Annotated in this window: 21 protein-coding genes and 1 tRNA gene; 11 read left to right on the forward strand and 11 right to left on the reverse strand. The window is 44.6% G+C overall.

Annotation, left to right across the window (positions count from 1 at the left end):
* Nucleotides 1–16 precede the first annotated feature (16 nt).
* The 6 genes from AACQ79_RS18145 to secF all read left to right on the forward strand — a co-directional run bounded on the left by AACQ79_RS18145 (nucleotide 17) and on the right by secF (nucleotide 7,111).
* Entirely contained in the window at nucleotides 17–1,801 is a 1,785-nt protein-coding gene (locus AACQ79_RS18145) for a glycoside hydrolase family 13 protein (RefSeq protein ID WP_170899495.1), read from the forward strand.
* A 208-nt stretch (nucleotides 1,802–2,009) separates the two neighbouring features.
* Nucleotides 2,010–2,810 carry a TrmB family transcriptional regulator gene (locus AACQ79_RS18150; RefSeq protein WP_029189831.1) on the forward strand — a complete coding sequence of 267 codons (801 nt, stop codon included), beginning with the start codon at nucleotides 2,010–2,012 and terminating at the stop codon, nucleotides 2,808–2,810.
* Nucleotides 2,811–2,996: 186 nt separating this feature from the next.
* Complete coding sequence (locus AACQ79_RS18155) at nucleotides 2,997–3,674, forward strand: SH3 domain-containing protein (RefSeq protein WP_249339215.1); 678 nt, start codon at nucleotides 2,997–2,999, stop codon at nucleotides 3,672–3,674.
* A 92-nt stretch (nucleotides 3,675–3,766) separates the two neighbouring features.
* Nucleotides 3,767–4,270, forward strand: coding sequence for a hypothetical protein (locus tag AACQ79_RS18160; RefSeq protein ID WP_019281633.1), 504 nt, complete (start codon nucleotides 3,767–3,769; stop codon nucleotides 4,268–4,270).
* A gap of 97 nt (nucleotides 4,271–4,367) precedes the next feature.
* Nucleotides 4,368–6,206 carry a protein translocase subunit SecD gene (secD, locus tag AACQ79_RS18165; protein ID WP_170899497.1) on the forward strand — a complete coding sequence of 613 codons (1,839 nt, stop codon included), beginning with the start codon at nucleotides 4,368–4,370 and terminating at the stop codon, nucleotides 6,204–6,206.
* Between the two features lie 2 nt (nucleotides 6,207–6,208).
* Nucleotides 6,209–7,111 (forward strand): protein translocase subunit SecF, encoded by a 903-nt coding sequence (gene secF, locus AACQ79_RS18170; protein ID WP_017045371.1) that lies wholly within the window; start codon nucleotides 6,209–6,211, stop codon nucleotides 7,109–7,111.
* A 100-nt stretch (nucleotides 7,112–7,211) separates the two neighbouring features.
* On the opposite strand, the gene AACQ79_RS18175 is transcribed toward secF, so the two are convergent.
* The 6 genes from AACQ79_RS18175 to napF all read right to left on the reverse strand — a co-directional run bounded on the left by AACQ79_RS18175 (nucleotide 7,212) and on the right by napF (nucleotide 11,786).
* Nucleotides 7,212–7,346, reverse strand: coding sequence for a TIGR02808 family protein (locus AACQ79_RS18175; RefSeq protein WP_013868527.1), 135 nt, complete (start codon nucleotides 7,344–7,346; stop codon nucleotides 7,212–7,214).
* Between the two features lie 12 nt (nucleotides 7,347–7,358).
* Nucleotides 7,359–7,937 (reverse strand): NapC/NirT family cytochrome c, encoded by a 579-nt coding sequence (locus AACQ79_RS18180; protein WP_017050038.1) that lies wholly within the window; start codon nucleotides 7,935–7,937, stop codon nucleotides 7,359–7,361.
* A 32-nt stretch (nucleotides 7,938–7,969) separates the two neighbouring features.
* Nucleotides 7,970–8,425, reverse strand: coding sequence for a nitrate reductase cytochrome c-type subunit (locus AACQ79_RS18185; protein ID WP_170899498.1), 456 nt, complete (start codon nucleotides 8,423–8,425; stop codon nucleotides 7,970–7,972).
* A gap of 72 nt (nucleotides 8,426–8,497) precedes the next feature.
* Nucleotides 8,498–10,987: a periplasmic nitrate reductase subunit alpha gene (napA, locus tag AACQ79_RS18190; RefSeq protein ID WP_170899499.1), complete on the reverse strand. Its 2,490-nt coding sequence runs from the start codon at nucleotides 10,985–10,987 to the stop codon at nucleotides 8,498–8,500.
* On the reverse strand, nucleotides 10,984–11,289 hold the full coding sequence (locus AACQ79_RS18195; protein ID WP_013868531.1) for a chaperone NapD: 306 nt from the start codon (nucleotides 11,287–11,289) through the stop codon (nucleotides 10,984–10,986). Before AACQ79_RS18195 ends, napA begins: the two co-directional genes overlap by 4 nt.
* A 2-nt stretch (nucleotides 11,290–11,291) precedes the next feature.
* Nucleotides 11,292–11,786: a ferredoxin-type protein NapF gene (napF, locus tag AACQ79_RS18200; RefSeq protein ID WP_017045373.1), complete on the reverse strand. Its 495-nt coding sequence runs from the start codon at nucleotides 11,784–11,786 to the stop codon at nucleotides 11,292–11,294.
* Between the two features lie 215 nt (nucleotides 11,787–12,001).
* Here napF and narQ point away from each other — a divergent pair, with 215 nt between their 5' ends.
* Nucleotides 12,002–13,726 carry a nitrate/nitrite two-component system sensor histidine kinase NarQ gene (gene narQ, locus AACQ79_RS18205; protein ID WP_094131740.1) on the forward strand — a complete coding sequence of 575 codons (1,725 nt, stop codon included), beginning with the start codon at nucleotides 12,002–12,004 and terminating at the stop codon, nucleotides 13,724–13,726.
* Nucleotides 13,713–14,345 carry a response regulator gene (locus tag AACQ79_RS18210; RefSeq protein WP_013868534.1) on the forward strand — a complete coding sequence of 211 codons (633 nt, stop codon included), beginning with the start codon at nucleotides 13,713–13,715 and terminating at the stop codon, nucleotides 14,343–14,345. Before narQ ends, AACQ79_RS18210 begins: the two co-directional genes overlap by 14 nt.
* 67 nt (nucleotides 14,346–14,412) lie before the next feature.
* Here AACQ79_RS18210 and dcuC read toward each other — a convergent pair whose 3' ends face one another.
* Nucleotides 14,413–15,780, reverse strand: a complete 1,368-nt coding sequence (dcuC, locus tag AACQ79_RS18215; protein WP_170899500.1) for an anaerobic C4-dicarboxylate transporter DcuC — start codon at nucleotides 15,778–15,780, stop codon at nucleotides 14,413–14,415.
* A 297-nt stretch (nucleotides 15,781–16,077) separates the two neighbouring features.
* A complete protein-coding gene (locus tag AACQ79_RS18220) occupies nucleotides 16,078–17,205 on the reverse strand; it encodes an acyl-CoA desaturase (protein WP_017050757.1) in 1,128 nt (375 codons plus the stop codon).
* A 174-nt stretch (nucleotides 17,206–17,379) separates the two neighbouring features.
* On the opposite strand from AACQ79_RS18220, the gene AACQ79_RS18225 reads away from it, so the two are divergent.
* Complete coding sequence (locus AACQ79_RS18225) at nucleotides 17,380–17,922, forward strand: GNAT family N-acetyltransferase (RefSeq protein WP_013868537.1); 543 nt, start codon at nucleotides 17,380–17,382, stop codon at nucleotides 17,920–17,922.
* Nucleotides 17,923–18,111: 189 nt separating this feature from the next.
* Here the strand turns inward: AACQ79_RS18225 and AACQ79_RS18230 are convergent.
* Nucleotides 18,112–18,202, reverse strand: a tRNA-Ser gene (locus tag AACQ79_RS18230).
* A gap of 315 nt (nucleotides 18,203–18,517) precedes the next feature.
* On the opposite strand from AACQ79_RS18230, the gene AACQ79_RS18235 reads away from it, so the two are divergent.
* On the forward strand, nucleotides 18,518–19,195 hold the full coding sequence (locus AACQ79_RS18235) for a MaoC family dehydratase (protein ID WP_013868538.1): 678 nt from the start codon (nucleotides 18,518–18,520) through the stop codon (nucleotides 19,193–19,195).
* Nucleotides 19,196–19,248: 53 nt separating this feature from the next.
* Here the strand turns inward: AACQ79_RS18235 and AACQ79_RS18240 are convergent, their stop codons facing one another.
* Nucleotides 19,249–20,070 carry a phosphate ABC transporter substrate-binding protein gene (locus tag AACQ79_RS18240; protein ID WP_170899501.1) on the reverse strand — a complete coding sequence of 274 codons (822 nt, stop codon included), beginning with the start codon at nucleotides 20,068–20,070 and terminating at the stop codon, nucleotides 19,249–19,251.
* A 174-nt stretch (nucleotides 20,071–20,244) separates the two neighbouring features.
* Here AACQ79_RS18240 and AACQ79_RS18245 point away from each other — a divergent pair, with 174 nt between their 5' ends.
* Nucleotides 20,245–20,595 (forward strand): DUF3024 domain-containing protein, encoded by a 351-nt coding sequence (locus AACQ79_RS18245; protein ID WP_026027345.1) that lies wholly within the window; start codon nucleotides 20,245–20,247, stop codon nucleotides 20,593–20,595.
* A 61-nt stretch (nucleotides 20,596–20,656) separates the two neighbouring features.
* Here AACQ79_RS18245 and rnb read toward each other — a convergent pair whose 3' ends face one another.
* Nucleotides 20,657–22,666, reverse strand: a complete 2,010-nt coding sequence (gene rnb, locus AACQ79_RS18250) for an exoribonuclease II (protein ID WP_170899502.1) — start codon at nucleotides 22,664–22,666, stop codon at nucleotides 20,657–20,659.
* Between the last annotated feature and the right edge of the window lie 256 nt (nucleotides 22,667–22,922).

Here is a 22,922-nt window from a genome sequence, read left to right on the forward strand (position 1 = left end):
CTTAGGTACATTTAGTATGATCACAAAAAGTTCACTGATGCATTCCGCAAAGAGTGCAGATAGCTACGCTTATGACAATGCAACTTTACATATTCGTTTCCGTACGGCCAAAGGAGAGGTGGATAATGTTTCCTTGTGGATCGGTGATCCATATCACTGGGCTGAAGGTGGTTTAGACGGCGGTAACCTAGGCGGCAGTGATGCACATGGTTGGGTTGGCGGTAACACGGTGCCTATGTTATTTGAGGGACAAACTGAGTATCACGACCATTGGTTTGCGCAGTTTCAGCCACCGAAACGTCGAAGTCGTTATGGCTTCATTCTTCATGGTCGTGAAGGTGAAAAACTGCTGTTTGGAGAAAAGCGATGTGTTGATATCCGTGATCCTAATATTGCGGAAATGGAATTAAGTAACTTGAGCAATTTTTTCTGTTTTCCGTACCTTAATCCGCGAGATGTGTTATGCACGCCAAATTGGGTCAAAGAAACTATTTGGTATCAAATTTTTCCTGAACGTTTCCATAATGGAATGCCGGATATTTCTCCTTTCGATGTTCAGCCGTGGGGTAGCCAGCCTAGTTCGCATAACTTTATGGGGGGCGACCTATGGGGTGTGATTGAAAAACTGGATTATCTCCAAGAACTGGGGGTGAATGGGTTGTATTTTTGTCCAGTATTTACTGCCAATGCGAATCACAAATACGACACTGTTGATTATTTTAATGTGGATCCACATTTTGGTGGTAATGAGGCATTTCGGGCTTTGGTTAAAGAAGCACATCGCCGCAATATGAAAGTGATGTTAGATGCAGTGTTTAACCACATTGGTGATCAGCACCCATTTTGGCTGGATGTGGTGAAAAATGGAGCTCTGTCGCGTTACGCAGATTGGTTTTGGATTAACCGCTTCCCAGTCTATCCAGATACGCCGAAAGAAGAGTGGGATTTTTGGGATTTCAATTACGAAACGTTTGGCAATGTGATCGAAATGCCCAAATTGAATACCGAAAACGAACAATGTCGCCAGTATCTGTTGAGTGTGGCACGACATTGGGTTGAAGAATTTGACATTGATGGTTGGCGCTTAGACGTTGCAAACGAAGTCGATCATGAGTTTTGGCGAGATTTTCGTCGTACGGTGAAAAGCATAAAACCTGATTGCTACATTTTGGGCGAGATTTGGCACGAGGGTATGCCTTGGTTACGTGGCGATCAATACGATTCTTTAATGAATTACCCACTGACTCAGGCCACTACGGATTATTTTGCACTGCAGGCTTATGATAAAGAAACCTTCATGTATGCAGTGACTCGTTCATATCTTGCGTATCCTAAAAACGTCAACGAAGTGATGTTTAATTTACTAGAAAGTCATGATACGACTCGTTTACTTAGCTTATGTGCCAATGATAAGCATAAAGCTAAGCTAGCCTATTTATTCATGTTCACACAGGTTGGTTCACCTTGTATTTACTATGGTGGAGAAGTAGGGATGGATGGGCGTAAAGGTATGGGTAGAGAAGATAATCGGAAGTGTATGATTTGGGATGAATCTGAACAAGATCTCGATTTCAAAGCCTTTATTCAGTGGCTCATTGAATTGCGTAAAAATCATCCACACTGGAATGAACCTTCACTTAATTGGCATACCGTCGAGCATCCTTCCGTGTTGGCCTATTCCCGAGGTGAGCAAACGTTTTTTATTAATAACAGTGATAGTGCTATTTCGTTTATGTGGCAAGAGCAGCTTATGCATTTAACCGCTTTCGGTTTTAACATCTTGGGCTTATGCACCGCTTAGGCTTGGTGGCGATAAGCTTAGTTCACCCTGAATCTCAATAGATTCGTCTACATTCACTGCGTAAGGAGTGATAATCTCTATACCTATCCAATTTGAGGTTTTTCGTTGGGTTTGCTCGTGATCTTTTTTCACTTGTTAGCTATCGGCAGCCTCAAATGGTGTAGGTACATTTAGGAATTCAACTGTGAATAAAAAGCGAGGAGAACCTGTGACTGAACTGGTAACGAAATTGATGGGGTTTGGATTTACTAAGACAGACGCATTGGTTTACATCAATTTACTTAAAAATGGTCGATCAAGCGGCTATAAGATTGCCAAAGATATCTCTTTGTCCCGCTCATCGGTTTATTCTTCAATCGATAATTTATACAAAAATGGTTGTATTTTTATGTCGGATGGAGACACAAAAGAGTATGAAGCAAAATCGCCCGAACTCATTTTCAGCCAAATAGAAAGACAGACGATCGACAATATTCAGATCCTTAAAAAAGAGCTATCGCGCATGATGCTCCAAGAGGAGAAAGAGTTTATTTATAACGTGACGGGTTTTGAAAACCTCATTCAAAAAGCGAGAGAGATGCTGGCACTCGCGCAGGTGGAGGTGTACCTAAATACTGACTTTCATCTAGAGCTATTAGAAAAAGAAATTTGTGATGCTATCGAAAGAGGTGTTCGAGTCATTACCTTTTCCTTTAATAAATTATCGGTACCACATCCTAAAGTGGAGCTATATTCTCGCTCCGACCAGCAGGAGCAACGTTATCCCTCGCATCGTTTTATGTTGGTTGTGGATATGAAACAAGCAGTAATGTTTTCTCATCGTCAAGAAGCGTTGGGTCTGTATTCTAATAATCGTCTGTTGGTCAAAATGATTGCAGAGCATATACATAGCGATATTTATCTCACCGAATATGAAAAACTAGCTCCAGAAAAGCGCTGTCGTATCGGTACGATTCATGAGCTTGATAATGATATGGTTCATGATGATAGTGGGAGCTTCACCCAATAAAAGGGACTGATTTTGCAGAAGATTGACGCATAGCATCAAGTTCAGGATTAGGCTGTCGTTAGTATCGCTATTGGTTCGAATAGTGAGTAAAAATGACATTCGGAGATTTCAACTATAATTAACGAACAATTAAAGCGTGCCGCGCCGAATAAGGTTGCGCACAACAAGAAAGGAATGAGCAGCAAGATGAAAAAAATGCTGATGTTTCTATTATTGCTGCTTGGGCTGGCGGGCTCGGGGGCTGGCTATTACTTTCTTTATTATCTTCCTGAGCAAGAAGCACTGCAGGCCGATTCGTCGAGTTCGAACGATGAAGAGCAAGTGCCAACCACTGAGACGGCTCCTAAAACGGCCTTGCCACCAAAACCGCTTGTTAATGATTTATATGTCGATTTAGCAAGGCTCGGAGTAAGAGAAAAGCCCGATGCACAAGCGTTTGTTGAGCGGGTTCTATACCGTGGTGATAAGGTGAAAATCTTGGAACGTAAATCGGGTTTTGGCCGTATTACCGATTATTTTGTCTATGAGGAAAACGGGCCTGAAGTCGCGGAGTGGATACCTTTGGATGGTTTAGTGGAACAAGCCCCGCTGATCACAGCAGAGGAGCGCCGTAAAACGGTCACGCAGTACATTGCGAATTCGGATGATTTTAAACTCTATGAAACGGCTTTTGTGCAGAAAACCAATGAGTTGCTGAAAAATGAAACCTGCGTACCAGAAGATTTTGAAGAGCTTGGTGGCTGGGTAAAGTCGCTCAAATATCAAGAACGTGAGGTTTATTTTGTGTATTGTGGTGGCCGCAAGTTAGCCAACAAAATTTACTTTGATATACAAAGCAAAGAAATATTTTACGCTTCTCATTAGCTAAAGTGATAAGAGCATTTAGATCTTTTTACTTGAGGCTTATGGTTGTCAGGAATATGATGCCTGCTTGAGTTGAGAGGAATGATTTTTTCATGCATTGGCACTTTATTAAATATGTCTGGTTTACGCTTTTTGCGGTGGTTCTGCCTTCGCAAGCGTTCGGCTATTTAATTGAGAGTGAAACGCACAGCCACGCTGAACGTAAAGTTATCCTACAACATGGTGAAAAAACCTCGCTCACGGCGATTGTTCATCAGCAAACATTGCCTCAAGCTATTGCTATTCAACAACCTATCTCTGATCAACAAGATAAACAAACGGCTCCACCCGTATCAAAATCGCTTCACTCAGACACTTCTGCTGCAATCGTCACCGCGTCTCGTTGGGGGGTAACTTCCCGAGTCGTTGAATACGATGGCCCCACTTTTGTCGATAACACACCCAATTACGACGTCACCGTCGCTCCCTTTAGGCTTTATCTTTTTCCTGTCGCTGAGTTGGCGGCATGGCAAGCTCGCCCCTATAGTTCTAACCACAGAATTTCTGGTTGGAAAGAAACGAATGCCATGTATGTGGCGTTAAATAGCCAGTACTGATCCCTCTTACTTTATATCAAGTGACAAAGTCACTCGCTTGTTCATTTAACTTGTTTATTTAAAGTAATAACAACTCAGCTTTGCTGAGAGGATTGGTATGAAAAAAACACAAAATAAAAAGGCGTCAGCACGTCTTATTAATCACTATTCTGCGTGGAAGTATATCGTATTGGCCGCCACTTTGGTTGTGCTTGCCTTGAGCGCTATACCCACCTGGTACGGCGAACAGCCGTCTATTCAACTGCAAGTCTCCTCTAAAAATGAGACGCTTAATTCAGTCGTGGAATTAACTCATCTACTCGAAAAAAACGATATTGCGGTACAAAACATACAGCAGCAAGGTGGGAAAACGACCTTAGTCTTTGCTGAGGAAGTCCAGCAAACGCACGCCAGAGAATTACTCGATGGCATGATTGAAAAAGAAGACAGTATTACGTTCTCTTACGTTTCGGTTGCACCAACATGGTTGACAAATTTAGGTTTTAACCCGATTAAACTAGGATTGGACCTGCGTGGTGGTGTGCAATTTTTGCTGAACGTTGACGTGGATAAAGCGTTCCAAGAGCAACGTGACAGCATGATCGATACCGTGAAAGATAAGCTGCGTGACGAGCGTCTTCGCAGCGTGAAAGTTAGCTCTGAAGGTATTGATGGCTTCAAAGTAATGAGCAATTCAGCGGAAGATCTCAATAAAATCAATGCATTTCTTAAAGAGACTTATTCAGGGTGGGATATCCAACGCTCTTCTGATCAACTGTTGATCAAGCCTTCAAAACAGAATCGAGTCGATTTCCAATCAACGACGCTGCAACAGAACCTCAAGATTATGCGTGATCGCATTGAAGAGCTAGGCATCACTGAAGCCATGGTTCAGCGCCAAGGTGAACACAGCATTCGTATCGAATTACCGGGCGTGCAAGACCCATCACAAGCGAAAAACGTGATTGGTGCGACGGCGAGCCTTGCTTTTTATGAGGCGAAATCACCCAGCGAAGCGTTTACGTCGCAAGACATTGTGCTAAAAGATGAAAATGGCCGCAATGTTGTACTTACTAAACGCCCTGTATTAACCGGCGATCACATTGTTAATGCGCGCGCAGGTATTGACCAAGTGGGAATGTCTGAGGTCAACATCTCGCTTGACCACGCTGGTGGCAAAATCATGAGTGATTTTTCATCCAAGCATATCGGTAAGCCGATGGCGACCGTGTACCGTGAATACACCACCAATGCTCGTGGCGAAACAGAGCGTAGCGAAAAAGTGATCAGTGTTGCGACCATTCAATCGCAGCTGGGTAGCCAATTTAGAATCACTGGTGCAGGTTCGATGGAAGAAGCACAGCAGCTGGCTTTATTGCTGCGTGCTGGTTCATTAACCGCGCCTGTGACTATCGTAGAGGAGCGTACCATCGGCGCTTCATTGGGCGCAGAAAATATTCAAAATGGTTTTGCCGCATTAGCCTTAGGTATGGCATTAACGCTGACTTTTATGGCGCTTTGGTATCGCCGTTTGGGCTGGGTGGCGAACGCGGCGTTGCTGTTTAACATGGTGTGTCTCATTGGTCTGATTGCCTTATTGCCGGGTGCTGTGCTGACCTTGCCGGGGATTGCAGGTCTGGTTTTGACGGTCGGTATGGCTGTCGATACTAACGTACTGATTTTTGAACGTATCAAAGACAAAATTGCGGAAGGGCGTAATTTCGCCCAAGCGATTGATACAGGCTTCAGTAGCGCCTTTAGTACTATTCTTGACGCCAACGTCACCACTATGATCACCGCCGTGATTCTGTATTCGATCGGTAATGGTCCAATCCAAGGCTTTGCGCTGACTTTAGGGCTCGGCATTATGACCAGTATGTTCAGCGGTGTGTTTGCTTCGCGTGCGGTTATCAATCTTATTTGGGGACGAGATGCTCGTCGTGATGTAAGGGTATAAACATGATTGATTATTTGAAAAACCATATTCGTCCAATTCGTTACATCACGAGCGTACTTTCTGTGACATTGATGCTGATCTCGTTAGTGGCGTTTGGTGTGAAAGGCCTTAACATGGGTTTGGATTTTACCGGTGGGATGGTCACCGAAGTCACGGTCGATAAAACCCTCACCAACAAAGAGTTACTGCAAGCGTTGAAACCTACATTAGGAGATTCAACGATGCTCACCAAAGCAGGTGAAGAAGGACGTTGGGTTATCCGCTACGCTCTTCCTGAAAGCGATCAAGAGACCCCTAACATTCCAACTTTGCTCAGCGACGTCTCTGAACATGTGACGGTGGTGAGCAACAGTATGGTCGGCTCGCAAGTGGGACAAGATCTGGTGGAGCAAGGTAGTTTAGCGTTGATGATCTGCTTACTGTGTATCTTAGGTTACTTGTGTTTCCGCTTTGAATGGCGTTTAGCGAGCGGCTCGTTATTGGCCTTGCTGCATGACGTTATTTTAGTGCTCGGTTTCTTTGCTCTGACACAGATGGAGTTCAACCTAACCGTGTTTGCGGCGGTACTGGCGGTATTGGGTTATTCATTGAACGACTCCATTATCATTGCCGACCGTATTCGTGAACTGCTCGTGGCTAAGCAAAGTACGCCAACCAAAGAGATTACCGACCAAGCCGTGATTGCGACGTTCTCACGCACTATGGTGACTTCGGGTACGACATTACTCACCGTTTCCGCATTGTGGTTAATGGGCGGGGAGCCGCTTGAAGGGTTTGCCATTGCAATGTTCATCGGTATTATTTCTGGAACTTGGTCTTCAATTTCAATCGGGACTGTGTTACCAGAGTGGTTGAAACTTGAACCTAAACATTACTTGCCTGTAGTGGTGGATTCCGCGCCTTAGTATTTCTGCGCATGTCATTTAAAGTGAAGTAAAAAATCCGCCTTATGCACAGGCGGATTTTTATTGGGAGTTGACTATAAATTACGGTAGGAAGTGTGATTTATAGTTCTTTATCTTTACTCAGTGACAGCAACCAAAGTGAAACGGCGGCAACCACCGCAAAGCCGCCGAAGATAATAACAGGCATCGCGCTGTAACCAAGAATATGCCAAATCACCGATTCTAATGTACTCATGTGTTAATTCTCCTATTGCCAGCCTTCAACGCCTTGCATGTCTGGCAGTTTATGTGCAATACCTTTATGGCAATCGACACAGGTTTTTTCACCACTAGCAAGGGCGGTTGAATGCTGTTTGGCACTGCGTGGACCTTGCTCTGAAAAATCCATGTATTCGAACTCATGGCAGTTACGACACTCTAATGAGTCATTATTTTTCAATCGTGACCACTCACGCTCCGCGAGATGTGCTCGACGTGCTTGAAACTTTTCGGGTGTGCTAATGGTGCCTAATATCACATGAGCAAACAACTCTTTGGATGCTTGCACTTTGCGGATAATCTTGTCTGTCCACTCATGGGGAACATGACAATCAGAGCAGATAGCACGTACGCCGGAACGGTTAGAATAGTGAATCGTCTCTTGGATCTCTGCCACAATCGGTGCATGACAGCCTGAGCAGAATTCTTCTGAGTTTGTTGCTTCCATACCGGTGTTAAATGCGCCCCAAAATAGCAGACCACCTGCAAACCCCATGAACAATACGATGCCAACGGCCGCTTTACTTGGGCTTGTGAGCCTTTTCCAAAACGCTTTTAATAATTTCATAAATAGCCTCTTAAGTTATTATCTGGCTACGATTAGCGAAGTGAATCAACGGATTTGAACTCATTTTCCACCAAAGGCTTCGCAATGGCTTGCGGTACATGGCACTGTAAACAGAAGTAACGGCGCGGTGAGACGTCAGCGAGCACCGCATCTTCACGGTTAACATAGTGGGTCACGCTGATTTTGGTTGCGCCCATCTCTTTGGCATTTTTCCAACTGTGGCAAGCAAGGCACTTATTGGCGTTTAGCGACACTTCGTAGCCACGAATGTTATGCGGGATCAAAGGTGGCTGATAGACGTATTCGCTTTCAAGCGCTTGATCTCTTGGGTACTTCTTAAAGTCGTCTGCAGGACGAGTCTCTTCAAGTTGCGTTGCGCCACGCAGCGATTCCAGCCCACCGTTTCCGCCGGGGCTATTCAGTTCCGCCTGTACCGTTTGGCCAAATAAAGCCCCAAAAGATAAAAGGGCGATCAGTAGTTTTTTCATCTTAAATTCTCCGCCTAATGGCTCATTCTGAGATCGGCTCCCACAGGGCAGCCGATGCATTCATTAACTGGCTTACGCTACTTTAGTGATTTTTACCGGACATTTTTTGAAGTCTGTCTGCTTCGACAGTGGGTCCGTAGCATCTAAAATCAGCTTGTTAATCAAAATGCGAGCATCAAAGAATGGGATAAAGACCAAACCATGCGGTGGACGATTTCGGCCGCGCGTTTCCACACGAACACGAACTTCGCCGCGTTTGTTGGAAATCAATACTTCATCACCACGTCGTAACCCACGCGCTTTGGCGTCATCTGGGTGGATGTAACAGAGCGCATCGGGTACGGCTTTATAAAGTTCAGGCACGCGCCGCGTCATAGTGCCGGTGTGCCAGTGTTCTAACACGCGGCCCGTACACAGCCACATATCAAATTCGGCATCAGGTGATTCCGGCGGCGCTTCATAAGGAGCGGAGATGATCCACGCTTTACCATCCGGTTTGCCGTAGAAATCCCAATCAGATCCTTTTTTCGCATAAGGGTCAGAGCCTTCTTTAAAGCGCCATAACGTTTCTTTGCCATCCACAACCGGCCAACGTAAGCCGCGAACGTTATGGTAGGTATCATAAGGAGCTAAGTCGTGGCCGTGACCGCGTCCGAAGCTGGCGTACTCTTCAAATAACCCTTTTTGTACATAGAAACCGAAGTGATGTGCGTCATCGTTCAGTTCACGCGCTTCTTCAAGCGGGAATTGGTCAACCTGTCCGTTTCTGAACAGCACATCAAACAGGGTTTTACCGCGATATTGTGGCGCTTTGGCGAGCAATTCTTCTGTCCACACTTCTTCCATTTTGAAGCGCTTAGAGAACTCCATCACTTGCCATGAGTCTGATTTTGCTTCGCCCACAGTACCAACTTGTTGATACCAAGCTTGAGTGCGGCGTTCAGCATTGCCGTAAGCGCCTTCTTTTTCCACCCACATTGCGGTAGGGAGCACTAAGTCGGCCGCTTGCGCTGTGGCTGTTGGATACGGGTCAGACACGACGATAAAGTTTTCTGGGTTGCGGTAACCCGGTAAACGTTCTTCGTTAATATTCGGGCCCGCTTGCATGTTGTTATTACACTGCACCCAATAAGCGTTGAGTTTGCCATCTTTGAGCATTCGGTCTTGCTGTACGGCGTGAAAGCCCGGTTTTTCAGGAATGGTGCCTTGCGGAAGCTTCCATGTTTTTTCAGCAATCGCGCGATGTTTGGGGTTTGCCACCACCATGTCAGCAGGCAAGCGGTGAGAAAAGGTTCCGACTTCACGTGCTGTGCCGCAAGCGGATGGTTGGCCTGTTAATGAAAATGGACTGTTGCCAGGTGTGGCAATTTTGCCCGTCAGTAAGTGCAGGTTGTAGACCAAGCTTTGCATCCAAACACCGCGAGTGTGTTGGTTCATGCCCATAGTCCACAGTGACATCACTTTGGTGTTAGGGTCAGCGTACTGTTTTGCAAGCGCGATCAGTTTATCTTCGGCAACGCCTGACATTTGCGCGGCTTTTTCAACCGTATAAGGTGCAACAGAGGCTTTATAAGCTTCAAAGTCAATCGCAGTCACATCACCGGAGTTGGCATTTTTCGCTTTAACTTGCAGTGGGTGCTCGTCACGCAGACCGTAACCAATATCTGTTGTCGCTTGTTTGAAATGAGTGTGTTTGTTGACGAAATCCCAGTTCACCGCATCGTTTTGAATAATGTAGTTGGCGATGAAGTTGGCGATGGCAAGGTCACTTTGTGGGTGGAAAATGTAACCGTGGTCGGCCAGCTCAAACGAACGATGATAATAAGTCGAAAGGACATTTACTTTAACGTGTGGGTGACTTAAACGACGATCGGTAATACGAGTCCAAAGAACCGGGTGCATTTCGGCCATGTTTGAACCCCAAAGCACAAAGGCATCAGCGTGTTCAAAATCATCATAGCAGCCCATCGGTTCATCAATACCAAAGGTGCGCATAAATCCAACAACGGCTGAAGCCATGCAGTGGCGAGCGTTCGGATCAATATTATTAGAGCGAAAACCCGCTTTCATCAGTTTAACGGCGGCATAACCTTCCATCACGGTCCATTGGCCTGAACCGAACATGCCAACACTGGTTGGCCCTTTCGCTTTTAGAGCTTGTTTCCACTTTTCAGCCATCACATCGAAAGCCTGATCCCACGACACTGGCGTGAACTCTCCATCTTTATGGTATTGGCCATCTTTCATGCGCAGCAGTGGTTGTGTTAAGCGATCTTTGCCATACATGATTTTTGAAAGGAAGTAGCCTTTAATACAGTTCAACCCTTTGTTAACAGGCGCTTCAGGGTCACCTTGTGTGGCAACCACTTTGCCGTTTTGAGTACCGATTAATACTGAACAGCCCGTACCGCAGAAACGACAAGGCGCTTTATCCCAAGTGATTTTTGTTTGGTCTGAGCTGGCAATCAAGTTTGTAGCGCTGGCGGGTAGAGTAATACCAGCGATAGCGGCTGCGGATGCGGCTGCGTTTGCTTTCACAAACGCGCGTCTTGTCATTTTCATACGTCATCCTCAATGTGGGAATGTTGTGTTCCAGTGTTGGTATCCGTGTCATCCAGCCCACTTTCTATTTGGTGATAAACCAAAGCGGTGCTGAGAACATGTGGTAAGTTGTTAATCGCATCGATGGTGTCAGTAACGAAGCCTTGATTTTCCGTTTCCAAAACGACGATCATTTTCCCTTCGTTGCTTTGGCCATACACTTCGGCGTTCTCAAACGATTCGATTGTCGCTTTGAGCGCTGCTAAATGTTCAGGTACGACGTGAACGATCAAACTTGAAATATGTACTTCATTGAGTGACATGTTTATCTCTCATTATTATTAATATTGCTCACACGGATGGCTGAGGTTGGACAGATGGAAACGCACGCGCCACATCCGTTACAGGCATCAATATCGACATTCGGTTGCGCCACTTTTCCGATCACTAAATTGAACGTTATAGCGCTGACTTCACATGACTCAGCGCAGCTACGACACTCCACATTGCGTTTAGCCAAGCAGCTTTCTTCGAGCTTTGCTTTAGCCAGCCACGGTTGTGTTGAGCGCGGTGCGAAAATTGGCTCTGGGCAGCTTTGCGCGCACTGATAACAAAAGGTGCACTCATCAATATGAAAATCTATGGTTGGGAAGCCGCCATCACCTAAAGTGATGATCTTTGTTTCGCACGCGTCTAGGCAGCGGCCGCAGCGAGTGCACTCATCTGAAAAGGAGAGGGGGTGAGCAATCCAAGGCAAGCGGACAATGGTGTCATCGACCTGATTACGAGAAAAAAAACGCCTTTTCGAGAGATCAACCAAAGTGCATTCCTGTATTTGTTAACAAATCTTCATTTATCCATACACAAATTGTAGTTTTTGTCCTATTTCTATAAATACCCCCAAGGAGGTAATTGGCTAGTCATGTTGTTTTAGATCAATAAATTCAAGCGCGAGTGATCACATATTGAATGGCTTTAACGACAGCGGCGCCCAATCAGATACAATAGGCAAGGAGAGGTTCACGGAGAGATGTTTTGAGAAAACGATCCAAACAGTCGGTCACCAGCACCATTGCCAAAGCCATGGTGTCGATTTTACTGTTATCGGTTGCCATCACAGGGTACGCCATTTTTACACTCGCTTCCTCACTCAATGATGCGGAAGCGGTGAACGTTGCTGGTTCAATGCGTATGCAAAGCTATCGATTGGCACATGATATTCAAAGTAACTCGGTGGATTATTCATCTCACATTTATCTTTTTGAACGTTCGCTTTATTCACCATCAATGAAAGCATTGCAGCGTTGGCCTGTGCCAAACGACATCACCAAAGATTATTATCAGTTGATCATTCGTTGGCACGAACTGAAAAGCTTGTTAAATAGCGAGAACAAAGACCGCTATCTTGATGAGGTAGCGAAATTTGTCAGCCAAATCGACCGTTTTGTCTTTAAGTTGCAGCACTTCTCAGAACAAAAGCTGATCCAACTGGCTTGGTTTGGCGGCATGGGGTTGGGTGGTGTGTTGTGTATCTCATTGTTTGTGGTGCATTTTATTCGTAAGGAAGTGGTGGGGCCATTGCGTTCGCTAGTGACCGCCAGTGAGCAGATCCAAAACCGTTCATTCGATGTATCGCTCAATGTCACCAGCCATAATGAAATGGGGATCTTAACCCGCACGTTTAATAAAATGGCCACCGACCTTGGTAAGCTGTACCTCGGTTTGGAGCAAGCGGTGAATGAGAAAACCCATAAGTTGCAAAATGCCAACCAAGCACTGCAAGTGTTGTATGACTGCTCGCAAGAGTTAACCGCATCGCGCATTAGCCAAGATAATTTTCAAGCGATTTTGCAACACTTGGTCACCATTGAAGGGGTCACATTTGCCCAGTTAGAAATTGGTGATGACGCGGGTAAAAGTACGCGCTTATCCGAAGGTGAGAGCAATGGATTCTCCCTTTCACCGCTTTTGCTGAGCTTAGATGGGATGCAACTGGGTTACTTGTATCTGCAATACAGCTTGCCTTGTCCAAATAGCGCCTTGATTGATAACTTCGTACAAATATTGTCGCGTGCCATTTATTATAATCAAGCACAGAAACAAGCCGAACAGTTGATCTTGATGGAAGAACGCGCCACCATCGCTCGGGAACTGCATGATTCGTTGGCTCAATCGCTTTCGTATCTGAAGATACAAGTATCATTACTAAAACGCGTGATTGGCCGAGCAGAGACCCCGCACGCTGCAGAGAAAAAAGAGCAAATCATTTTAGATATTGATCAAGGTTTGTCGGGCGCTTACACCCAGTTAAGAGAGTTATTAACCACCTTTAGGCTAACGATTAAAGAAGGCAATTTTGGTCAAGCGCTTAAGGGCATGCTAGAGGAACTTGGCGAGCAAACTACGGCGGAGATAGTGCTTAATAATAATTTGTCATCGATTGATTTAGATGCGCATCAACAAGTGCATTTACTGCAATTGATCCGAGAAGCGACTATCAATGCTATCAAACACGCTCAAGCTAATGCCATTCAAGTCAACTGTGATGAATTAGACGATCAGGTGATGGTGACGGTCAAAGACGATGGGGTTGGCTTTGATCAACAGCGTGCTAGGCTCAATCACTATGGATTAAGCATTATGCAAGAAAGAGCGGCGCGGCTGCATGGCGCAGTGTCAGTAACCTCCGCACCCAATGCTGGGTGTGAAGTTATATTGAAATATAAACGTTCAAAGGATACAAATTTTGACGAGATGTAGAGTAATGCTGGTAGATGACCATCCTTTGATGAGACGTGGTATCAACCAGCTATTGAGTTTTGAAGATGACTTTGAAGTGGTTGCTGAAGCTTGTAACGGCAGTGAAGCCATTGCTTTGGCGCATGATATCGAGCCGGATCTCATTCTGCTTGATTTGAATATGAAAGGCATGTCAGGGCTCGATACGTTAACAGCGCTTCGTGCCGATGAATCAACCGCTACCATCGTTATTTTAACCGTATCAGACAGTGCGCTCGATATTGAAGCTATGGTGAAAGCGGGGGCTGATGGTTACCTTCTTAAAGATACAGAACCAGATGAGCTGGTGGAACTGCTTAGACAGGCCGCAACGGGTGTAAAAGCGTACAGCGAGTTTGTTACTCAGTACCTCGCCGAACGTCATACGCATGAAGATCTTTTTGAGGCATTAACCGACCGTGAAACTCAGATTTTAAAAGAGGTCGCGAAAGGGTATCGGAATAAACAAATTGCGGATCGTTTGTTCATTTCTGAGTCGACAGTAAAGGTGCACATGAAGAGTTTACTGAAGAAGCTACGCGTCCCATCGCGCACGGCAGCAACGATTTTATACTTGGAACGCTATAGCGAGAGTAAATAACACCTATTTGGAAATAGCGGTTTGAAAAAAAGGGCGTCCTGTTGAACGCCCTGATTGTTTGTCAACGTTATGCTGTCATCGGTACAAGGATTACTGTACCAATAATGACAGTGATTAAACCGAGGATGACAGGAACGGAAGTGCGTTTTACCACTTCAAATGGACTGATATGGCCCATACCAGCTGTTGCTACAACGACGCCTGATACTGGTGAAATGGTGCGCCCAAGGTTTGAAGCTTGCAGCATCGGGATAATGAGAAAGGCTGGATTCACGCCCAATTTAGCCGCCAACGATGGCGCTAACTCAACAAAGGCGTAGAACGGAGCGTTGCCTGAACCCGTCGCAATAGCGGCTGCTACGGTAAGGCCTGTCAAAATCAGCATCAAGGCTATGCCGCCTGCGCCTGCGGTTTCTGCAAGATGAAGCAGGTTATCAATCGCCCCAATCGACATCAAACCTTGTGCGAATACGCCCGCAGCAACCAACAACATGACCACGCCTTTGAATGCTTCGGCCATGCCTGCGTAGCACGATTCTAGATCTTCTAACGTCTCTTTTCCTTTAAAACGCTTCGTCACGAAGTCAACCAATGCACCGATGAAGATGGATCCGACCACAATGGTGTAAATATCAAGGCTCAAACCTTGAATGGTTTCTCCGTTGAATAAGAACACACCCACAATAGGTAAGAATGGAAGAGCCGCATAGTAAGCCGGTGCTTTTACTTCGATGGCGGAAACATCGATTTTTTCCATCGGTGTATTATCTTTCTTATCGAGATACTTGTTCCAGAAGAAGGCCGCGATCGCCATGACGATAATGGCGCAGATCGAAACAGGAAGAACCGTTTCCACGGCAAAAACGTGTAAAGGTAGGCCTGATTTTTCCGCCGCAATAACCACATCACCGGATGTCGGGGAAAGGATGATCGCAGCAGGAGATGCACATACCGCAACTGCGGCCGGACGAGAGATCCCCATCGCTACCATCATCGGAAATAAAGTGGCCATCAACAGTACGCCAAGACCCGTTGCTGAGCTCACCGCTAAAGACATCAAACACGCCACAATGTAAGCAGCAACCAGCAAGATATAAGGGGATGTAATAACCGAAAGAGGTTTAGAAAACTGTTTTACAACCACATTGTTGGCGCTGATGTGTGTCATGTACGAAGCAAAACCACACAGCAACATAATTTGCATGCCTAAACCGCCACCACTGTAACGCAACATGTATTTCACGAATTCGAGTGCATCCGTTACTGTGTTACCGGTTGAGGGTACTTTGGCTGGCAGCACTGAATAGCCAAGTGCACCAGTTAATAGCAGTAAAACGATACCTGCGGTGAGTAACACACCGGCTGGCTTGTAACCTTTAACAATGAAATAACCCACCGCTACTGTTACCGCCAAGCCAATTAAAAGCTCTAGCATTTAAGTCTCCTGAAATTATGAACAATATTGCAAAAACGTGTATCAATTTATGACAAGGAATTTACCGAAAAGAATGCTGTAGCACGAGAGCAAGTTGAGCTTTAGATGATCTAAAACAATAAAATTATCAATTGATAACCTAGTTGAAAATTCTTTAACTTTGAATATGTTTTAGTCGTTCTAACTATTCATTTAGCAAATATGCGGCTAGAAGTTCTGTTAGAGGGGGGGATAATTTAAGCTAAGAAAAATGAAGCCACTTAAGGCATGGCTTCATCAAATCTGTAAAGTATGAATTTAGGAGTACTGACGCACAATAAGCTGCCAATTGGATTTTTGTAGTGCTAATTGTTGCTTCACTTGTCGATAGCGCAGCATCAATAGGGAGTGTTCATATCTACGAACCATATTGTTTTTTTTACTTTCGATCAGCTGTTTCTTTAATTCATAATACTCTTGCAACTGCATGACTAAAGCGTCAAATTCACGTTGTATGCTGGCCATAACGAGTTGCTGATTGGGTAACGCGGCGATCTGTTTTTGCGCATGGCTTAATGCCATTAACGCTTTCGCTTTTTCTACCTTAAGGGGAGGCGAAGTGCGCAGTTTACCAGCCAACCCAAGCCACGAGCACAGCTTGATCAGCCATTTTGTTGGGTCGTATTGCCACCAATAAATCCCATTACGATAATCGTTTTCAAAAATATGGTGATAATTGTGGTAGCCCTCGCCAAAAGTGAAGAAAGCCAAAATACCGTTATCGCGGGCTGTATTTTTATCAGTATAAGGCTGGCTACCCCATATATGAGCCAGCGAATTGATGAAAAATGTCGTGTGATGATTGAGCACTAAACGCAGCGCACCCACGATCAGTAACATGCCCAGTATATCGTGATAAATAAAACCAAGGATCAGAGGAACGCCCAAGTTCATTGCGAGTGCCAAAGGCACATAATACTTATGCTGCCACATGACGATCTTATCTTTTTGCAGGTCACGGCAGTTGGAGTAGTCATCGTACGTGGTTTTATTGTAGTGACGCAGCATCCAACCTATGTGTGAAAACCAGAATCCACGTTTGGCTGAATAAGGATCTTTGTCATTATTGTCTACATGCTTGTGATGAACTCGGTGATCAGAAGACCAATGTAGCGCACTGTTTTGCAGTGCAAACGCCCCACCTAATGCAAACAATAATCTCAGTGCCCAATGTGCTTCATAGGCTTTATGTGACCATAAACGGTGATAGCCCGCGGTAATGGAAAGGTTGCAAAAGGAAAAACAAATCATCAACCAAAGCCAATGCTCCATGCCGTAGCCAAATTGCCATCCATACAAAGGGGCTGCAATCGTCGCTAAGCCCAAGCTGAAGCTAAAAATGACGATGTTTATCCAAATAAGTGGTGGTTTTGATGCCGATTCCATGATTAAAGTCCTTGAGCTTACAGTTGTTCGCTAGAATATCAGCGAACAACTGTAAGTCAAAGAGGTTTAATGATTCTTTTAAGGGATTGTGACTAGTATATTTTGCTTTTCTATTTGAACCGAATAGTATGAAAGACGATGTTAATCCTTACAGGAAGTAATAAGGACTAGAATATGGAAATAAAAGCAGCTGAATATTGCGATTTTGAAAGAATTGCTCAGCTACACGCTCAAAGTTGGCGAACTCACTACCAAGGCATATTAGGCAAAGAGTACCTTGATAACGACGTTCTAGAAGACCGTTTACTGATTTGGCAAACTCGCTTAATCAATCCACCATTTAATCAACATGTCCTACTGATTGAAGAGGGGGGGCTGCTGTGTGGGTTTATCTGCGCCTTTGGTAACCACGATTTTGACAAAGGCAGCATTATCGAGTCTCTGCACATTGATGAAAATTATCGAGGAAGGGGGATTGGTCGCCAGTTGATTCAAGAGATGGCGGCATGGTTTGAGCAGTATTTCCCTAATAGCGGTGTGTATTTGGAAGTGATGGCAGACAATAAGCAAGCCATCGAATTTTACGACTACTTAGCTGGTCGACCTAAAGGAGAGCGTTTATGGCGGTCTCCCTGTGGGCAAGATATTAAAGAGTGGGTTTATACTTGGACCAGCCCAACAGATTTGCTGGCTTCGGTCTCTTCTACGGTTGATTGAAATGCATAGTGCGCGGGCTATGTCTTCTTACCTATCGGTATTCGTGTGATTCGTTCTTGATGTATTGAGGAAGAGGCGATGACCAAACATGATTGCATCTTCCAGACACATGAGTTTTTAATCATCTAAAGTTTCCAAATGCTATAAATAGAAAAAGCCTCTGATAATCAAAGGCTTTTTCTTGATATTTGGCGGAGAGATAGGGATTTGAACCCTAGGATAGCTATTAACCATCGCCGGTTTTCAAGACCGGTGCTTTAAACCACTCAGCCATCTCTCCGTATGGTGCGCATAATAGATAGCCACCATAATATTGTAAAGCAATAAGTTGAGTCATCGACTCGGTTTGGCTAACCGCAATAACGTTTTCAGTTACAGTAAAGCACTGTTTTTACCGCTTCCCTTGATTTTATGAGCTATATACTCTACAACCTAGTTATCTAATAAAATGGTGTTTTATTTTTATTTGATTGATTTATATGTAATTTGTGTGTTTCAGGGAACGGTTGTACGCTCGAAAGTGTTTGCAGCTAAGTGTGAAGTACTTCAAAATTACCTCAATCCAAGGGCATTCTAACTAATCACCGAGGTTTAGATGAAAGTCGAGAATCTTTTTAAGCATCGTGGCGATTCAATGAACAAGTACTCCTCTGAGCTTATGCAGTGGGTATCACCTTCAGTACGTGAGTACTGGGGCGAGCTTCTACATAAAACAAACAGTCGCCAGTTGTTTTCTTGGGTTAGAGATTTTCACCAACCAGCAGTGAATGAAGATGCTCCTATTGCCGAACCCTTGATACTCAAACCTGAAGCGCAACGTCTGTATAAACAGCTCCAGACTCAGATTGGTGAAGTTATTCATACGGGTAAATGGCTGGTGGTTGATCAAGAGCGCATTAACCAGTTTGGTCAAGTAACTGAGGATATGCAGTGGATTCATACCGACCCTCAAAAAGCGGAAGTTGATTCTCCATTTAGGACCACAATTGCGCACGGCTTTTTGACCTTGGCCTTGTTACCTAAATTGACGGATAGCGTTGATCCTGACAAACCAATATTTCCGACCGCAAAAATGGTGGTGAATATCGGGTTAAATGAAGTTCGTTTCCCGTATCCAGTGAAATCAGGAAACCGAGTAAGAGCGATTAGTACTCTATTGAAAGTTACGCCAATCAAAAAAGGTTTGGAGATCGAGAGAGAAATTAAAGTTGAGATTGAAGGTATTCGTCGCCCGGGCTGTGTCGTGGTGTCAGTGATCCAACTCCATTTTTAACTTTAGAAAAATGACATAGAAACAGGAGAGTCGATCACTCTCCTTTTTTGTGTTTATTTGTTTTTCAAAGGAATATAACCATATTCTTCTATGCGAGCCTTTGCTTCCGCTGACTTTAAAGATGCAATGAAAGCTTGAGTCTCTTTAGTGATTTTTTCAGGGTAATAGACCACTAAAAATGGCATAGAAAGTTTATATTCATGAGTGACAATATTTTTTGCAGTGGCTTCTACTCCCTCAAATTTTATCGCTTTAATCGATTTATCTACCGATCCCGTAGAGATGAAACCGATCGCTTGAGGGTTATGGTTAATCAGTGTTTTAACCATACTATTGCTATTGACCACTAAGTTATTGGAACTGATGTCTGACACTAAGCGATCATTAATCACACGAGTCAGGCCTAATAAGCTTTCAAAGCTATAGCGGGAACCTGATGATGCTTCTCTGGTCACAACTGCGATTTTTTGATCAGCACCACCGACTTGTTTCCAGTTGGTTATTTTCCCTTTATAAATCTCAAATAACTGCTCACGAGTCAGATTTTCAATACTGTTTAAGCGATTGATTACAACAGCCAACCCATCATAGGCAATCGGTAGGGTGCTCATCGTCTCATCTTGCTCACTTTCTGTGAGGTAGCGCGAGCTCATAGCGATATCTGCGACACCTTTTTTCAGTAATGTGATGCCAGCACTCGAACCTACGGCTTGAACCGCGATATAAGTTTCAGGGTGTGCGGTATTGTAGTCCTCGGCGAATACTTCCATGATCCTAGCGACCGAGGTCGAGCCAGAAATATTAACTTCGCTTGCGAAGACAAACTGGGTATGTAGCAAAGTTGAAAGCAGTGTAGCAAGCGCGACTCGAAACATAGTGGCTCCAATATGGTTATTTAGAAAAATTGAGCCACCATAATATGTCGTATAGATGACACTTTTGTGAACCACAAAGGTAAGTGGTTTGTAGCCTTACGGTTTTTCATATCAGAGATAAGCGAAGTCAGCTATAGTCGAGATGTCAGGAAGCCGTGTTTGAGCGAGGGTAAAATGGCGGTAGTGAATTTGTTGCAACGTCAACTAGAACGAAGAGCAGAGCTTGTTTGCCATAATCGTAACCAAAGTGTGTCTGTTGAATTAGGCAAATCCTGTTTTGAGCCGATCGTTAACGGTGTGCACTTCATCAAACACCATTACAAATTAGATTCAACGCATTGCGACTATTCAAGTATCGTGGCGAAAGTGATTTGGGAAGAAGCTAAATGGGCGCTGTATATTCCCAATACGGATCCCGATAAAGAAATTGAAGATTGGTTGCCGTATCCTTTTCTCCCTAAAACAACGGATTTGACGGCGTTGATCCGCGAAATTGAAAAAGATCCTAAATCTTACTTTTGGTGATCAATAAGCAATAAAAAGGCACTCCGAAGAATGCCTGATAGAAATGTCTATGCTGCTAAAATCACTCCCCTTGGATAGTGGTATTAGCTTCTGAAGGTATAGGTAACGGTTCGAAAACCTGAGTCGGTTTTGCAATCAGACTGCGGTTTTCCATATTCACTTCTGCGAGCACGACTTCGAGCGTATCACCGAGCTTAAAGACGACTTCTTTATCGACAAGCAGCGTTCCACTTTCCGCATTACATTCAATACGTTCTTTGTTGTCTAAGATTAAAGAACCAGGAATGAATGCGGCTGCGCCATTTTCCAAAAGACGTACGCGCATGCCAGCTCGATTGATATCAAAAATTTCAGCCGTAAAACGGGTGCCTTTGCTCGGTTCGTTTACTAGCGTTCTAGCATAGAGCCAGTCGCCTACGTTACGTTCGGCCATTTTGTGGTGTTTGCGGTGTAGTGCCAACTCTTCACCAACGGTTCCATCCGGTGTTTGTACGGGCTCTTTGTTTAAAATATGTGCTTTCAACATACGATGGTTGATCATATCGCCATATTTACGGATAGGAGAAGTCCAAGTGGCATAGATATCCAAACCCATTGCGTAATGCGGAAGAGGTTGGTTTCCTATTTCACTGTAAGCTTGATACTTGCGGATACGATTATCCAGATAGCGGGTCTCTTGCTTACATAACCAGCGACGTAAAGAGGCAAAGCCTTCTAGAGTCGCTAAGTTATCGGCAGTGTATTCAAGCTCACCCGTTGGGTTGACTAATTCGACAACATCGGCAATTTTTTCGGGTTTGAACCCCGCGTGCGTATTGAACACGCCTTGGCCAAAATGCGCTTTGAGCGTTTTTCCCGCACAGATATTCGCGGTTATCATCGCTTCCTCAACAAGACGGTTAGCACTACGGCGAAGATCCGCATGAATTGCCACTACGTCGTTGTCTTCACTCAGTTCAAATCGATAATCAGGGTGATCAGGAAACACGACCGCGTATGTTTCGCGCCATTGTGCGCGCGCTAATGAAAAATCATACAAATCACGCACAACGGAAGCGATTTGGTCACTTGGTTGCCAATCGGCAGAAGTGCCCGTCTCTAACCAATCTGATACATGATCATAAACCAATCGAGCATGCGATTTAATGTTGGCCGCAAAAAAGGTAATGTCATCGCCAATCACACCTTCTTTAGTCACTGTTACGGTACAGCAAAGGGCAGGGCGAACTTCATTTTCCATCAACGAACACAAATCATCGGCTAAATCACGTGGCAACATTGGGATATTGCGGCCAGGGAGATAAATAGTGAAACCCCGCTCACGCGCGACACTGTCCATCTCGTCATCTGGCGTGATGTATGCGGTTGGGTCTGCAATGGCAATGGTTAATGTGAAGTCACCGTTCTCGGTTCTTTGGGCGAACAGTGCATCATCCATATCTTTAGTTGATGCCCCATCGATGGTCACGAAAGGAAGGTGGGTCATATCGATGCGTTGTAGGTCGGCATCATCTTTGAGCTGCCAATGTTCAATACCAGCCGGCTCACTGTTAGGCAGGTCATTTTCAGCTAAAGTCACCCACCAAGGTGCAATCTTATCGTTGGCATCCGTAATTTTATGGGTGATTTCAACCATAAAACCGCTATCGTCTTTCAGTGGATGGTTAATAAGCTGTGCAACAACCCAATCACCTTCAGAGAAATGTTCAGGGTTTAATCCTTTTTGCACCTTGGCTTTCAGCGATTGCCTTTTTAGTTGTGGGTTATCAGGCGTGACATTCAGCTTACCTTTGTACAGCTTTACACGGCCAATGAAGCGAGTTAATGAAGGCTCAAGCAGCTCTTGAGGCTCAGCCACTTCTTTCTCATTCTCGGTGCGAATGATGGCCACCACTTTATCTCCGTGTAGGCATTTCTTCATATACGGAGGCGGAATAAAGAAGCTGTTCTTGCTGTCAACTTCTAAAAAGCCGAAGCCTTTTTCAGTGGCTTTTATCGTGCCTTCTTTCTTAGGCAAGTTCTCTTGGATTTGTTGCTTGAGTTGAGCAAGGAGCGGATTATCTTGAAACATGTTTCTTTTTCTAACAAATGCGATTGGGCACACTATAATCATTGAGCGGGATGATTACTACCGAAAGCGTTATTTTTGCTAGTCTGCTTTAACAGTGCGCTGTAAACGCAGCTTCTGTGTTCGTTTTGGGTGAATTAATGAGCTTAATGGTCATTTATGACGAATTTTTGTGATGTAATTCAATTTTTACTAGCTTTTTTTATGCTTTTAGGGAATAATCCGCGTCCCTTATATGTCCCTAGCGGCTTGATGCGTT

It is taken from the genome of Vibrio sp. 3-2(1) (assembly GCF_963887575.1).
GTDB lineage: Bacteria > Pseudomonadota > Gammaproteobacteria > Enterobacterales > Vibrionaceae > Vibrio > Vibrio anguillarum.

Bases quoted from the DNA above. Each gene is read 5' to 3' on its own strand.
- AACQ79_RS18235 (WP_013868538.1), top strand. From the start codon at position 18,518: ATGAAAGTCGAGAATCTTTTTAAGCATCGTGGCGATTCAATGAACAAG.
- secD (WP_170899497.1), top strand. From the start codon at position 4,368: ATGAAAAAAACACAAAATAAAAAGGCGTCAGCACGTCTTATTAATCAC.
- rnb (WP_170899502.1), bottom strand. From the start codon at position 22,666: ATGTTTCAAGATAATCCGCTCCTTGCTCAACTCAAGCAACAAATCCAA.
- AACQ79_RS18175 (WP_013868527.1), bottom strand. From the start codon at position 7,346: ATGAGTACATTAGAATCGGTGATTTGGCATATTCTTGGTTACAGCGCG.
- secF (WP_017045371.1), top strand. From the start codon at position 6,209: ATGATTGATTATTTGAAAAACCATATTCGTCCAATTCGTTACATCACG.
- AACQ79_RS18240 (WP_170899501.1), bottom strand. From the start codon at position 20,070: ATGTTTCGAGTCGCGCTTGCTACACTGCTTTCAACTTTGCTACATACC.
- napA (WP_170899499.1), bottom strand. From the start codon at position 10,987: ATGAAAATGACAAGACGCGCGTTTGTGAAAGCAAACGCAGCCGCATCC.
- AACQ79_RS18155 (WP_249339215.1), top strand. From the start codon at position 2,997: ATGAAAAAAATGCTGATGTTTCTATTATTGCTGCTTGGGCTGGCGGGC.
- dcuC (WP_170899500.1), bottom strand. From the start codon at position 15,780: ATGCTAGAGCTTTTAATTGGCTTGGCGGTAACAGTAGCGGTGGGTTAT.
- AACQ79_RS18180 (WP_017050038.1), bottom strand. From the start codon at position 7,937: ATGAAATTATTAAAAGCGTTTTGGAAAAGGCTCACAAGCCCAAGTAAA.
- AACQ79_RS18225 (WP_013868537.1), top strand. From the start codon at position 17,380: ATGGAAATAAAAGCAGCTGAATATTGCGATTTTGAAAGAATTGCTCAG.
- AACQ79_RS18220 (WP_017050757.1), bottom strand. From the start codon at position 17,205: ATGGAATCGGCATCAAAACCACCACTTATTTGGATAAACATCGTCATT.
- AACQ79_RS18145 (WP_170899495.1), top strand. From the start codon at position 17: ATGATCACAAAAAGTTCACTGATGCATTCCGCAAAGAGTGCAGATAGC.
- AACQ79_RS18185 (WP_170899498.1), bottom strand. From the start codon at position 8,425: ATGAAAAAACTACTGATCGCCCTTTTATCTTTTGGGGCTTTATTTGGC.
- AACQ79_RS18195 (WP_013868531.1), bottom strand. From the start codon at position 11,289: ATGTCACTCAATGAAGTACATATTTCAAGTTTGATCGTTCACGTCGTA.
- AACQ79_RS18160 (WP_019281633.1), top strand. From the start codon at position 3,767: ATGCATTGGCACTTTATTAAATATGTCTGGTTTACGCTTTTTGCGGTG.
- AACQ79_RS18245 (WP_026027345.1), top strand. From the start codon at position 20,245: ATGGCGGTAGTGAATTTGTTGCAACGTCAACTAGAACGAAGAGCAGAG.